Below are 13,750 nucleotides of genomic sequence, written 5' to 3'. Positions count from 1 at the left end.
GAATACTATGGAGACTCTTATTTTGCTGGGAGTAATTCTGGGGCTTGCTGCAGGCGCGGTAATTTCGATGTATTACTACAAATACAAAAACACGCAACAACTAAAGGAACAGTCAGCAGTATTACTAAAACAGATAAAACAGGTTTTTAAACTGGTAACTGTTGAGGGTGAGTTTTCGGAGATATTCACCCACCGAAACGGGAAGAATATATTCTTTAACCTCTTGCAACTGGAAAAGAAAGTAATCCTTATTGTAAAGGCCAGGGTAATGGTTGGCTTTGATTTAACACAGATTGATATTAAGGTTGATTCAACAAACAAAAAAATAAGACTATCAAAATTCCCTCATCCTCAAATCATTAGTATTGACACTGATTTGGAATACTACGACATTCAGAAAGGGATAGTAAACAAACTTTCGGAAAAAGATTTGACTGATATCTCAAAAAAATCAAAAGATTTTATTCGGGAAAAGGTAGACGAAAGTGATTTGTATTTGATTGCTGAAAACCAGGTAAAAGAAACCATTGAGTTTATCAGTCAACTCGCAAATTCAGTAGGCTGGGAAATGGTAACAGAAAAACCACTTGAAAAACTGCCTGAATCTAATAAAATGAAAGATTAATAACTACACTTTACACAAGTTTGCGATTGTGGCATAACTAACAAACGACCAACCGGAATGGGTGCTTTACACCGAATACAAATTCCAAAATTCTCTTCATTAATTTTTGAAAGTGCAAACTTTAGTTTATCCATCTTTTCCCTGGCTTTTCTCAATGCCGCTTCCGTAACACTTTTGTTGTTAATGGCGTCCATTCGAGAAATACGGCCGATGGCATTTTCCGGTTCAACAGGTTGAGTCAGTTCGATATATTCAGAAATCAACTTTTCTGTTCTCTGAATTTCAGATTCAATTTTTTGTTTTATTTCAGGTTTGTTAAGTTTCGGCATTTGCATTTACTTCCTAGGAGAACAACGAATCAACAAATTCCTGTCTCCTGAAAATCTGAAGGTGTTCCATTTTTTCACCAATACCGATATATTTTACCGGAATTTTAAACTGGTCAGAAATCCCAATCACAACCCCTCCTTTTGCTGTTCCGTCAAGCTTTGTCAGCGCCATTGCTGTCACTTCTGTAGCTTTTGTAAATTGTTTAGCCTGTTCAAAAGCGTTTTGTCCGGTAGAACCATCCAGAATCAAAAGAACTTCGTGAGGTGCGTCGGGTACAATTTTCTGCATCACTTTTTTAATCTTCGAAAGTTCATTCATCAGGTTAATTTTATTATGCAGTCGCCCGGCGGTGTCTATTATCACAACATCAGCGCCGCTTGCTTTTGCTGAAGAAAGCGTATCATAGGCGACTGATGCAGGATCGGATCCCATTTTTTGTTTTACAATAGGAACATCAACACGTTGGGCCCAAACCTCCAATTGCTCAATCGCAGCAGCACGGAATGTATCGGCAGCTCCAAGTACCACTTTCTTACCTGCTTGTTTAAAGTTGTAAGCCAGTTTTCCTATGGTTGTTGTTTTTCCCACACCATTTACGCCAACCACCATAATTACATACGGACCTTCGGTTTCAGGCAATTCAAAATCATCAACGTCTTCGGTGTTATTTTCTTCCAAAAGAGCAGCAATTTCCTCTTTCAAAATATTGTTGAGTTCGCCAACTCCCATATATTTATCCCTGGACACACGCTCTTCAATTCGTTCAATAATCTTCAGGGTTGTATCAACACCAACATCAGAGGTAATCAGAACTTCTTCCAGGTTATCCAGTACCTCGTCGTCGACTTTTGATTTACCAACAACCGCACGGCTTAGTTTTTTAAATACACTCTCTTTGGTTTTTGAAAGCCCTTGATCAAGGGATTCTTTTTTATTTTTACTGAAACTTCCGAATAAGGCCATATTCTATATATTAGAGGAGTAAAAATAATAATTTTTAAATTAGAAAGTCAGCCTGAAACAAATACAAAAAAAGCTTCCACCATTGATGAAAGCTTTTTCTGTTCTGTAGGCATTTTCCCGATTCCGGGATTATTTTTTAAAATAATTTTTTACGTCGTCGTTCGGAACCACTTCTTCTTTAAAAGAATATGCACCGGTTTTTTCCGATTTCACCATTTTAATTACTTTGGCATAACCTTTACCAGCTCCTTTTTGTAATGTAGCAACCGCTTTCTTTGCCATAACTTATCCTATTTTATTTCTTTATGAACTGTAACCTTTTTTAATATCGGGTTGTATTTTTTCAACTCCATACGTTCAGGTGTATTTTTCCTGTTTTTGGTAGTAATGTACCTTGAAGTTCCTGGCACACCACTATCTTTGTGCTCTGTACACTCCAGAATAACCTGAATCCTGTTACCTTTTCCTTTTTTTGCCATTTCTAAATATCTTTAATATTTATCAATATAACCTTTCTCAACTGCGTTCTGCAATGCAGATTTTACTCCGTTTTTATTTATTGTGCGGATTCCTGCAGCAGAAACTGTTAAATTTACCCAGCGATTTTCGTCCGGTAAATAAAATTTCTTTTTAAACAGGTTTACATCGAACGTTCTTTTAGTTCTTCTTTTTGAGTGAGATACATTATTTCCCACCAATGCTTTTTTCCCTGTTATTTGACAAACTCGTGACATTTCCTTTTTATTTCTTTGTGATCAAAACAAACACGTTATTCAAACGGCTTGCAAAGAAAATACTTTTTTAATAAATAATCAAGTTGTTGCCCCAATTTTTCAATAAACAATTAACAATTAATTGTTAACTACTATTTTGACTCCCAACAATAAAATATTTTAAAGCCAGCTACAAAATTAACATCTAAACTAAAAACTAAAAAAAATAATTGATAACACACACATTTAAATCCATCTTGCAGAACAGTTTAGTATCCAATATACCTAACATTAGGTATTTCTGCGACAATGCGATCCCTTTACCTTTGTTAACAATAAAATACCCTGTTCCTTTGAGAAAATAAAATTGGAACAACTTTCAATCAAAAAAATAAAAATCAAATTAATTAACTATGCTTACCTTAAAAAATTATCCAGACGTCAACACACAGCAGCGGAAAAAGTTATTTTTATGTTTCATTATTCTATTTTTTAGTGCTTGTGATTTAATTTCGGAAGATAGTGAAAATAAATGCAAAGAAACAGAACAACCTTCGTTTGAAAAATCATTCTCACCAGCAATTCATATCAAAAACAGCAAAGGTGAAGATTATTGGGGCGCGCATGTTGAAATTAACATATATAAAGAATATTGTAGCGGCACCATTAATGGTATTTTCGATAAGGAGGCGACGACAGACGAGGAAGGATATGCCAATTTTGCATATATTTTCACCTATAAATTTGCAAATCTGGAAGATAAGGTAAATTACACCATTACCGTTAAAGGAGAAGATCCGCTTACCGGAGATACAAAGGAATATAAATATTCCAACAGTATGAACTACGAAGAGACTGCCGAATATGCTGTAAACCCGGTGTACTTAAATCATACTTTACAAGTTACGTGGTAATTTATCGTATGTTTAATTTACAGCAGAATCCGCAGTTATTACTCCGTGTTAATTATTTTGTATTTTTAAAAGAAAAACAAATTGAAGCTAATTTTCCCTATACTATTTTGTCTTTTTGTTATTCACAGCCACGCACAAAACTCCACAATCGATAGTTTAAATTCACTTTTAAACTCAACAACTGATAAATTTGAGACCGCAAAAATAAATCTTGAACTCTCAAAACTTTATGAGGGAATTGATCTTCAAAAAGGAAAAGAGTTTGCAAAAAAGGCAGAGCAATTTAATAATAACGACTCATTAAAAGCCGAAGCCAGCAATCAACTGGGAAGGTTTTATTTTTTTATGGCAGACATGGATTCTGCTGTCTATTATTTCATTAAAGCAAAAGAAACATTAAGCAAACTGAATGATGATAAAAGAGTGGCCATCATAAACATTAGTTTAGGAGCAGTGCAACTCCGGCAGGGCGATTACAACGGCACCATAAAAACACTCACAGAAAGTGCTGCATATTTTGAAGAAAACGGAGACAAGCTAAATGCTGCAAAATGTTACAGCAACATTTCAACTGCGCTGGCCGAACTTGAAAATTTTGAACAGGCAATTGATTACAATAAACGAGCACTGGATGTGTTTGAAACACAAAACCTGTTTTCTTTTCAACTGATTACTCTTCCTAATCTGGCGGCACAACATTATAAAAACGGAGATACACTTAAAGCCATTGGGTACAATCTGGAGGCAGAAGAACTCGCCGAAAAAAAAGGAAATAAACGCTCACTATCTATTATTTACAACAATCTGGGTAGTATTTATTTAGATACGGCCCCTGCAAAAGCAAAAGGTTATCTGGAAAAAACCATCCAGTTAAAAAATGAGCTCAACCTAAAAGCCGGGATTGAGGTTACGCTCGGAAACCTCGGATATTTAAGCATGAAAAACGGTGATTATAAAACTGCCATTTCCTACTACAAACAGGTAGCCGGGATTGTAAAAGGTAAACAGCTGGTATTTGCATACAACCAACTCAAAGATTGTTATAACAAACTCAGTCAACCTGCAAAAGCTTTGGTATATTCTGAAAAATCACAACAACTAAACGACAGTATTTTGAATGCTGAAAACAAAAAAATTTTCACCGAAATTCAAACAAAATACGAAACAGAAAAGAAAGAAAAAGAAATATTTGAACTGCAAACCAAAAATCTGGAAGTTGAGGTCAAGAAAAACAGAAACAGAAATTTACTTTTTATCGTTCTCGGAATTTTAGCGGCTACTATCTTTATTGTCTATCTTTTGCTAAAGAGCTCAACACGCAAAAGAATTGTCGCCGAACAAAACCTAAAAATCAAACAACAGGAAATTACCCAAATTTTAAAAACTCAGGAATTAAACGGAATCGATGCGATTATTTCGGCGCAGGAGGAAGAACGCAGTCGGATAGCCGACGATTTACACGACAACCTGGGAAGCAAAATTGCAACGCTGAAATTATACATTGAAGAACTCAAAACATCGAAAAGTAACGGAAAGGAAGAATTAATTGAAAAATTAAAATCACTTTCCGATGAAACTTACAAAGAAGTGCGAAAAATAGCTCACAATAAAAATTTTGGAGCTTTAATCAATCAGGGATTGATTCCTTCAATAAAAACAATTGCAAGAGAAATTTCAATTTCAGAAAAACTGCAAATCGATGTTATCAACATCAATGTAAACAAACGCATAAAAAACAATATCGAAATTCAGGTTTTCAGAAGTGTTCAGGAATTGCTTACCAACATTATCAAACACGCTGAAGCTACTGAAGCAATTATTCAGTTCTCGGAAGATGATAACCGGCTAAATATTATGGTTGAAGACAACGGAAAGGGGTTCAGTTTAAACGAAGTAAAAATAGGCCTTGGCCTGACAAATATTGAAAAAAGGATTGAAAATATTGACGGTAACATTGTTGTTGATTCAACTCCGGGAAACGGAACCACAGTCATTTTAAATATTCCTTTATGAAAATTAAAGTAGCGATTGCCGACGATCACAAGTTATTTATAGATGGTATAAAATCAATTTTATCCAATCAAATTGATGTTAAAATCGTAATTGAAGCCGCAAACGGGCTGGAACTTGTCAAAGCAGTTGAAAAAGGTCCTCTTCCAAATGTAATTGTGACGGATATTCGAATGCCTGTTATGGATGGAATTGCTGCTACAAAAATACTAACTAAAAATTATCCAAATATTCCGGTACTTGCATTAACGATGTTTGACCAGAGTGCTGATGTATTTGAGATGCTGGAGGCCGGGGCGAAAGGTTTTGTAACGAAGGAAGCAGACAAGCAAGAGCTTCTGCTGGCGTTAAAAAGTTTATTACACGGCAAAAAATATTTTAGCAAAAGCCTGCCGGAAAACTTTAATTCGTGGTTTTCCAATACTCCCGATGAAAACGAACTTGCCCTCACCCGCCGCGAAAAAGAAATCCTTGGTTTGATTGCAAAGGGAAGAACTACCTTACAAATGGCAACCGAACTAAAGCTAAGCAAATTTACCATTGATACTCACCGTAAAAACATACACAAAAAGCTGGGAATAAAAAGTAATACCGGTTTAGTAAATTATGCACTCAAAAATCTTGATCTGAATTATTAGTTCCTAAAAAATATACCTAGTAGTAGGTATTTTAAGCCGCCTTCGAGAAAGTTAAATTTGTACAAAAACCAGAATTTAATCTAACCTCGACAGTATGAAACAATATTTTACTCAACAGCTAATACAATTTGGTTTTATCATTTTTCTTCTTTCTTTCTCCTTAAACGGATATGCACAAAAAACATTTACGGTTGTTTGCGACAAAACAGACAATACAGTAAAAGTCGTTGATGCTGATAAACGATCGCCAAATTACGTTCCCATAAAAGGGGGATTTCCTTTTCGCCAGGTAGCACAAAAATGGATCGACGAAAACTATTCAACGGCCCAATGTGACCCGGGAGAAATAACAAATCAGATTAAAGCTGAATCACAACCTGTAAACTCGGACAGTAAAAACAATACAGTTACCGCTGTTCCCCCACAACACACTACTGCTCCCGGTATTAAAAATGTACAAAATCAAACGGCAGATACTCCAATAAAATTTAATAACACATCTCTTTTGCTCGACATTAAATTTTCGAATCTTGGAGAGGCCTTGTTACTCGAAAATGACCTTGTACCCGGAATAGAAATAGGTATGGAACAGCTGTTTGGAAATGAAATATATTTTGGTACAGGGGTTCATTTTAATGCCTATCTGGCAACACTTGAAAACAGCGGAGACGACGATTCACAGTTTTACTATTTCGGACGAATCCCTGTTTTCTTAGGATATCGTTTAAACTACAGCGGAATGATGATTATGGCAGAAGCCGGTGCCGAGATAAATACAAAAATGGTTTCTACAGAAACCGATAAAACAATACTCGGAAGAACAGGAAAAAACAATTCTGTTAATTTCCTGGGAAGAGTTAAAATTGGCAGCGAAACTGTAATGTTGGAACTGGGAACTGAATTCTGGCTGACCGAAATTCTGGAAAACTATGAAGACTTCAACATGACTGCGTTTTATCTTGGACTTAGATTTTATTTTTAAACCCATGAATAATGTTTCGGAATTTCCTCATAATTATCATTCATTTCATTTTGATAGCCCAATTTTCTTCCTCACAAATAACTGTAGATCAAGACCAACTATCGAAGGCATTAAAAGAAGAAATCGAGGATGAGATTACCAGTAAATTAACTACATCAGTTCAAAGTGCAGAAGCCTGGGTAACGAAAGAAACCTATTTTTCAATCATATTAGAACCGCTTGAACCTTTTGGAATAAACCCTTCTGATCCAAATTTTATAAATCAGGCAAACGACACTTACCAAAAAATCCAGCAAAAAGTAAAAGACGATCCTTCGTTAACAAGGAGCGGTCTTTTAAAAGATGAAATGAAAGGATGGGTAAAACAAGGGTTAATAAATTATGCTTCAAGCTATATCGATAAAGAATCATTTGAAATTTACGACCAATGTTCCGGCCTTTTTTCAGCCGGAAAAGAAAAAATAAAAGCACTTTTAGATGCGGCAGAAGGAATTTCCGGCTTAGCGCCGGACAACGAAGATTATGAATCGGAGGTTACGGCGATTTTAAAAAAATATGGAATAAAATCAGACTATTTTTACCTCATTGACGATCTCGACAAAGTCCTCTCCGTAGGATACGACAAGCTGGCCGATCCGATAAGTGCTTTTTCAACGGTTGCATCAGCGATGAGTTCGGATGACCCGGTATATAAAATTGAAATGTTGCTTGAACTGGGTGAGTCATTTGGCGGAAAAGTACCGATAATCGGCGATTTAATCACACCCATTTTCACGTTGGGAAAAGGTGTTCTTTCAGCTGCAAAAGGATTGGAAAATGTATTTGAAAAAAATCTGAACCAAGGTTGTATTAATGCTGATGGAGGAACTTATGCGTCAGCCAACAAAAACAAGAGAACATCTTTTATTCAGCAATTTCCAAATGCCGGAAGAGTTTGTCCATTAAATCAGAATGTCTATAATCCGGTGTACAACAACACCTATCAAAGCGAAGATTATGCTACTGATTTATATTTTTATTTGAACAACAAATGGATACAGGGCAAAAAAGACAAACTGCATTCAGGAAGGGATGACATCTTTTCCACCATTCAATGGTTAAGAAGCAACGGACACAGTCAAAAAGCAACCGACCTGGAGTTTATTGTAAAATCTTTTCAAAAGGAATACGGCTGGAAAATCTATACCGATGAAGTTCAAAAAAGAATAAACAGAATACAGCAACTTTTCCAATATTCCTATGCAACTATCAATACATGCAACAAACAAAAAGTTGAACAGTTCTACATGGATAAAATCGGATTTAGCTGGCTTGCAAGATTACTCAATTCCAACGAACTGGAGTATACATGGAATGAATTAAAGTATTATAACATAGCCACCCATGATATTTTAACCTCAATGATAAAAAACTATTATCTGAGTAAACATCATGACAACCTGAACCAGCTCGACAGAATTATCAGAAACCTGGAAGAAAATGTTCCGGTAAATATTTACGGAACTGTAAATAACGGCAACGGAATTCCTGTTAGCGGAGCAAAATTACAGGTTGGCTTAAATTCAATGTTTTATTCAGGTGATTCCGATCATAAAATCATTACATCAGCCAGCGGCTATTTTTCATATTATATTTTAATGATGCTGAATAACAACACGAACATGACTGTCTCCGCCACAACACCCGATGGAAATCCGGTGAGTACCGACATTCGCGTTGAGCCCGGACTAAAAGACAACACATACCGCGTAGAACTTAATCAACCCTACGAAGACCAGGATCAGGATACTACATCATCTGTTAGTCAAGACAGCATAAGAACCACTACGACACAGGACAGCATACCGTCTCCACCTGGCCCGGACACAACTGCCATCGATATTGACGAGCGAATAAAAAACTCCGATTGTGCAGGAGATCCCTATGCTACAGCAGTTTGGGATGCAGTTAACGAAATGGTCGTTTGCACATGCAGTGACTATTATACATGGGACGAAACACAAAAAAAATGTGTCCCCGACATCAAGCTAATTCTTGAAAATTCCGACTGTTCCCAGTATTCCAACACGCAAGCTATTTGGGATTATGCTTCAAATGAAGCCATTTGTGAGTGTAAACCAGGTTATGTGTGGAATAAAGAAGGGACAGGGTGTGTGGAAGGGCAAGCGCTGCAGATCACCAATTCTGACTGCTCGGGATATTTTAATTCACGCCCGGTTTGGGATGACAGATTACAGGAAGTTATTTGCGAATGTCTTCCCGGTTATGTATGGAACAAAGAAGGAACAGGTTGTATTCCGGATTGGGAAGATGCCCTTGCCAATTCCGATTGTACTTCGTACCCAAACACAGAACCTGTTTGGGACCCTGTTGCGCAGGAGGTTTACTGTGATTGTATTGCCGGCTATCAGTGGGCAGATGATAATCTACATTGTGAAAAAATAACAACCGAGCAATTTCAAAATGAAGATTGTTCATTGTATCCCAACACCGAAGCTGTTTACGACCCGACATCAAATCAATATTACTGTGAATGCCTCCCCGGTTATAAATGGAACAGCAGCCGAACAGGCTGTGTACCCGAAAGAAAAAAACCGGATATAGACTGGAACGGCTTGTTATCTGCTACAATAGATATTATTAGTGCAGCAAGCGGAAATAACCCCTTTAGCGGAACATCCACTAGTTCTGGTTCAGGTACCCAAACTCAGCAAGCTGTTGTTCATCAAAGTAACTGCAACGACAAACAGGAAGCTGGCGGAGATGCCCCTGAAGTACATAACATTAACCTGGGACAATCTTTCGGAACCTTTGTATTTGACTACGACACCTATGACATAAAAGATCAAATCATTGTTACTCAGGGCGGACAAACTATATTTAATTCCGGTTGTGTTGGTGCAGATGGCAGTATACCTTTAAATTTAAACGGGCGTTCATCAACAGTTACAGTAAGAGTAAATCCGAATTGTGACGGAACCAGTGGAACAAGTTGGAATTTTACAGTTCACTGTCCAAGAAATTAGCATATTTATATCTTTCCATAAAATCAGAAAAAATACCCGTACGTTACTGATTAAACCAAGTCTATTTACCATAAAAAAAATCGATACAGAAATTGAAAATAACTTATGTTCTTTTGAACTTATTCTCTTTATTCTTGTTCTACTATCGAAGAAAATTTTAATATAAAATATTTAAATAAAACCATTATGGAAGAACAAAATGTAGCACAAATGCCAAGAATTGGTGACATGGCTCCCGATTTTAAAGCCAACACAACACATGGTCCAATTCAATTTTCAGAGTACATCAAAGATAGCTGGACGATTTTGTTTTCTCATCCTGCTGATTTTACTCCGGTATGTACTACCGAAATGAGTGGTTTTGCTGTTCGCGGCGACGAATTCAGGGCATTAAATACCAAACTTATTGGTTTAAGTATCGACAGTATTCACGCTCATGTAGCCTGGGTAAATAACGTTAAGAAAAACACAGGTGTTTTATTCGATTTTCCGATTATCGCGGATATTGATATGAAAGTGTCTCAATTGTACGGAATGCTCCAGCCAAATGAAAGTGAAACAGCAGCAGTTCGTGCCGTATTTTTTATTGACCCTACCGGGAAAATCCGTTTAATTATGTACTACCCGTTAAACGTTGGTAGAAATATGGATGAAATCGTAAGGGTACTTACTGCTCTTCAAACAACCGACAAACATGGTGTTGCGTGTCCGCTTGACTGGAAACCGGGTGAAAAAGTTATTGTTCCACCGCCAAAAACAGTGGCAGAAATGGAAGAACGCGAAAAAAGTGATTATGAAATGGTTGACTTCTACCTTGCAAAAAAAGATTTGTAAGATTTGATACATTAATAATTTCTTGGAAAAGAGGCTGTTTTGCAATTCAGCCTCTTTTTATTTTTACCCACCGATTGCTAAGTTAAAGTGTAAAAGTAGACATTCTAAAAAACAAAATTTTGTATCTTACATTTTCAAAATCTAACATAATAAAAACCGACATGAAAAAAATATCATTGCTAACCATTTATACATTTTCCGTTCTATTTTTATGCGCTCAAAATCAGGAAAATTCAACGGTAACATTAGACAAAATTTCTGATAACCTTTATCAGGTATCAGGCGGTAGAGGTGCCAACGGTGGTATGTATATTGGCGACAACCAGGTGGTAATTATAGACTCAAAAATGGATAAAACTTCGGTTGATGGCATTTTTTCAGCTGTAAAAAAATTGACCGACAATCCGGTTACGATACTGATAAATACACATAGCGATGGCGACCACATAAACGGGAATCAATTTTTCCCAAAAGAAGTTACCATTATAGCACACGAAAACTGCCGGAAAGAATTTCTTTTACCACAACGCGATGGTTCAGCGTCCAACTGGTCAGGCGACGAAATGATGCCATTTGTTCCGGAAATTACGTTCAATGATAAAATGCAACTTTATTTAGGAGGCAAAACCATTGAACTTTATTACTTTGGGATTGGGCATACAACAGGCGACATTGTTGTATATTTTCCGGAAGAAAAAACGGCTTTTATTGGCGACCAGGTATTTTTTGAGCGCCCCCAACTGATTCATTCCTATAAAGGAGGAAATTCTTTTGAACACGTAAAAACTACAAAAAAGCTCCTTGCTACCATTGATGCTGAAAAATTCTGCTCCGGGCATTCTGAAATTAAAACACGCGCCGATATTGAAAAACACTTGATTGAAATTACAGCCCTTCAACAAAAAATTAAAAATATGGTTGCAGAAGGAAAAACGCAGGAAGAAGTAAAATCAGCGTTTGCAGAAAATGAAAGTCGGCTTGTGGAATCGGTTTACAACGAAATAAATAAAATGTAATTCTCCTTTTTAAAAAACATTGATATGAAAAATCTATTCTCTTTTACGCTTTGTATCCTTTTTGCAGTTGCTGTTTCTGATAAAAGTTATGCATCTGAAAACCCGGAAAAACAGAATTCAAATAATAAAACGATTCAACTTTTTAACGGGAAAAATTTAGACGGCTGGTATACTTTTTTGAAAGAACGAGGCAAAAATAATGATCCGAAAAATGTTTTTTCTGTAAAAGATAGAATGATCCATATTTCCGGGGAAGAATGGGGATGTATTACTACAAACAAAGAATATGACAATTATCGGGTACTTGTTGAATTCAAATGGGGAAAAACCAATCACCCTCCGAGGGCAGAAAAAGCCCGCGACAGTGGTCTGCTTATTCATTCAGTGGGTGAAGACGGTGCATCAGGTGGCATATGGATGTACTCTATCGAATGTCAAATGATTGAAGGCGGAACCGGAGACATAATTGTTGTTGGCGATGGTACCGATAATTTTAATGTCACATCAACAGTAGCAGATGAAAAACAAGGGAATTCGTTTATCTTTCAACCCGACGGGAAGAAAGAAAGTATCTCTTCTGGCCGTATTAACTGGATGCAACGTGACCCTAAATGGAAGGATACGCTTGGATTCCGGGGTGAAAACGATGCTGAAAAACCTTTAGGAGAATGGAATCAACTGGAATGTATTGCGGATGGAAATCAGATCACCATTTTTTTGAATGGAAAACTGGTTAACAGGGCAACGGATGTAAAACCGGCAAAGGGCAAAATTCAAATCCAATCGGAAAGTGCAGAATTGTTTATCCGAAAGATTGAATTAGAACCTTTATCGAAAAACAGAAATTGATGTTGTGAAAAAAATTCTATAAACTCACGTTCACCAAATCATCACCTGCTCCTAACTCTTTAAGGTGAAGTTTAATATCATCTGCAAAGTTGTCGGGCCCGCATAAATAAAACGGTTGGTTGAAATTAGAAAACTGCTCTTTCAGAAAACGTTTATTTATTCTTCCGTGTAAATATTTTTCATTTTTTTCACGGGTTAGCACATTGATAAAGTTATCCCCCAGCATTCGTTTAAATTCATCAAAAAGAAAAATATCTTTTTCTGATTTATTGGAAAATATCAGTGTACTTCCGTCGATATTCCCATCCACTTCCATTTGTCGCAACAAAGCAATAAAGGGAGTTACGCCTGTTCCTCCGGCAATAAATACTCCCGAACCTTTATTTTTAAATGAATCCCACGGTTCGGTAATCAGAAAACTATCGCCTTCTTTTAACTTTGAAAGAGCCAGTGTAACTCCGTTATGTTTAGGATAAACCTTTATTGTAAGTTGTAAATCTTCATCTTTGTTTAAACTTGTAAGCGTAAAAGGAGACCAGGCATCTTTGTATTCTTTGGAGTCAATCGTCGCTTCAATAGCCTGCCCTTCCTTGTAGCTGAAATCTGCCGGCCGTTTCAACAATAATTGAATTACATCATGCGTAAGCCATTTTTTTTGTTCAATTTTTACTTTATACTCCATAATTTATTTTAGTTTATTTCCTTCTTATTTAATATTTTGTTGTATATCCTATAACACAAATCAATTACCATAAACCAAATAAATCCTTTTGTTACGGATAGGAATCTGTCTTTGTTGCTTAAGCAATTTCACAGCTCAGTCAACATCACCCCAACATGTTAAAAATAA

The 13,750-nt window shown here is 36.5% G+C and carries 15 protein-coding genes; 9 read left to right on the top strand and 6 right to left on the bottom strand.

Translation table 11 applies throughout. The features are described from left to right. Positions 1–7: 7 nt before the first annotated feature. Complete coding sequence (locus K5G00_RS02630) at positions 8–625, top strand: DUF4230 domain-containing protein (RefSeq protein WP_238764088.1); 618 nt, start codon at positions 8–10, stop codon at positions 623–625. Here the strand turns inward: K5G00_RS02630 and K5G00_RS02625 are convergent. From K5G00_RS02625 to rpmB, 5 genes are all read right to left on the bottom strand, one after another. Then, the gene (locus K5G00_RS02625) at positions 622–954 is read right to left on the bottom strand and encodes a TraR/DksA family transcriptional regulator (RefSeq protein WP_238764085.1); all 333 of its coding nucleotides are present in this window, start codon (positions 952–954) and stop codon (positions 622–624) included. The genes K5G00_RS02630 and K5G00_RS02625 overlap by 4 nt on opposite strands. Before the next feature lie 13 nt (positions 955–967). Next, a complete protein-coding gene (gene ftsY, locus K5G00_RS02620) occupies positions 968–1,918 on the bottom strand; it encodes a signal recognition particle-docking protein FtsY (RefSeq protein WP_238764083.1) in 951 nt (316 codons plus the stop codon). 129 nt (positions 1,919–2,047) lie between these two features. Then, entirely contained in the window at positions 2,048–2,200 is a 153-nt protein-coding gene (locus tag K5G00_RS02615) for a DUF4295 domain-containing protein (protein ID WP_158862008.1), read from the bottom strand. Positions 2,201–2,208: 8 nt separating this feature from the next. Beyond that, positions 2,209–2,397 (bottom strand): 50S ribosomal protein L33, encoded by a 189-nt coding sequence (gene rpmG / locus K5G00_RS02610; protein ID WP_238764079.1) that lies wholly within the window; start codon positions 2,395–2,397, stop codon positions 2,209–2,211. A 12-nt stretch (positions 2,398–2,409) separates the two neighbouring features. Further along, positions 2,410–2,652 carry a 50S ribosomal protein L28 gene (gene rpmB, locus K5G00_RS02605; RefSeq protein WP_238764076.1) on the bottom strand — a complete coding sequence of 81 codons (243 nt, stop codon included), beginning with the start codon at positions 2,650–2,652 and terminating at the stop codon, positions 2,410–2,412. A gap of 392 nt (positions 2,653–3,044) precedes the next feature. Here rpmB and K5G00_RS02600 point away from each other — a divergent pair, with 392 nt between their 5' ends. From K5G00_RS02600 to K5G00_RS02565, 8 genes are all read left to right on the top strand, one after another. After that, entirely contained in the window at positions 3,045–3,545 is a 501-nt protein-coding gene (locus K5G00_RS02600) for a hypothetical protein (protein WP_238764075.1), read from the top strand. 81 nt (positions 3,546–3,626) lie between these two features. Then, positions 3,627–5,558, top strand: coding sequence for a tetratricopeptide repeat-containing sensor histidine kinase (locus K5G00_RS02595; protein WP_238764074.1), 1,932 nt, complete (start codon positions 3,627–3,629; stop codon positions 5,556–5,558). Further along, positions 5,555–6,193: a response regulator transcription factor gene (locus tag K5G00_RS02590; RefSeq protein WP_238764073.1), complete on the top strand. Its 639-nt coding sequence runs from the start codon at positions 5,555–5,557 to the stop codon at positions 6,191–6,193. The genes K5G00_RS02595 and K5G00_RS02590 overlap by 4 nt, the downstream gene beginning before the upstream one ends. A gap of 94 nt (positions 6,194–6,287) precedes the next feature. Continuing rightward, on the top strand, positions 6,288–7,175 hold the full coding sequence (locus tag K5G00_RS02585; protein ID WP_238764072.1) for a hypothetical protein: 888 nt from the start codon (positions 6,288–6,290) through the stop codon (positions 7,173–7,175). 11 nt (positions 7,176–7,186) lie between these two features. Continuing rightward, positions 7,187–10,201, top strand: a complete 3,015-nt coding sequence (locus K5G00_RS02580) for a peptidase associated/transthyretin-like domain-containing protein (RefSeq protein ID WP_238764071.1) — start codon at positions 7,187–7,189, stop codon at positions 10,199–10,201. 186 nt (positions 10,202–10,387) lie between these two features. Continuing rightward, positions 10,388–11,035: a peroxiredoxin gene (locus K5G00_RS02575; RefSeq protein WP_158862026.1), complete on the top strand. Its 648-nt coding sequence runs from the start codon at positions 10,388–10,390 to the stop codon at positions 11,033–11,035. Between the two features lie 161 nt (positions 11,036–11,196). Next, a complete protein-coding gene (locus K5G00_RS02570) occupies positions 11,197–12,051 on the top strand; it encodes an MBL fold metallo-hydrolase (RefSeq protein ID WP_238764069.1) in 855 nt (284 codons plus the stop codon). Positions 12,052–12,075: 24 nt separating this feature from the next. Continuing rightward, a complete protein-coding gene (locus tag K5G00_RS02565) occupies positions 12,076–12,900 on the top strand; it encodes a 3-keto-disaccharide hydrolase (protein WP_238764068.1) in 825 nt (274 codons plus the stop codon). 16 nt (positions 12,901–12,916) lie between these two features. On the opposite strand, the gene K5G00_RS02560 is transcribed toward K5G00_RS02565, so the two are convergent. After that, positions 12,917–13,582 (bottom strand): FAD-binding oxidoreductase, encoded by a 666-nt coding sequence (locus K5G00_RS02560; protein ID WP_238764065.1) that lies wholly within the window; start codon positions 13,580–13,582, stop codon positions 12,917–12,919. Positions 13,583–13,750 lie beyond the last annotated feature (168 nt).

It is taken from the genome of Maribellus maritimus (assembly GCF_022267315.1).
GTDB lineage: Bacteria > Bacteroidota > Bacteroidia > Bacteroidales > Prolixibacteraceae > Draconibacterium > Draconibacterium maritimum.
This window is presented reverse-complemented; position numbering and strand designations above follow the sequence as displayed.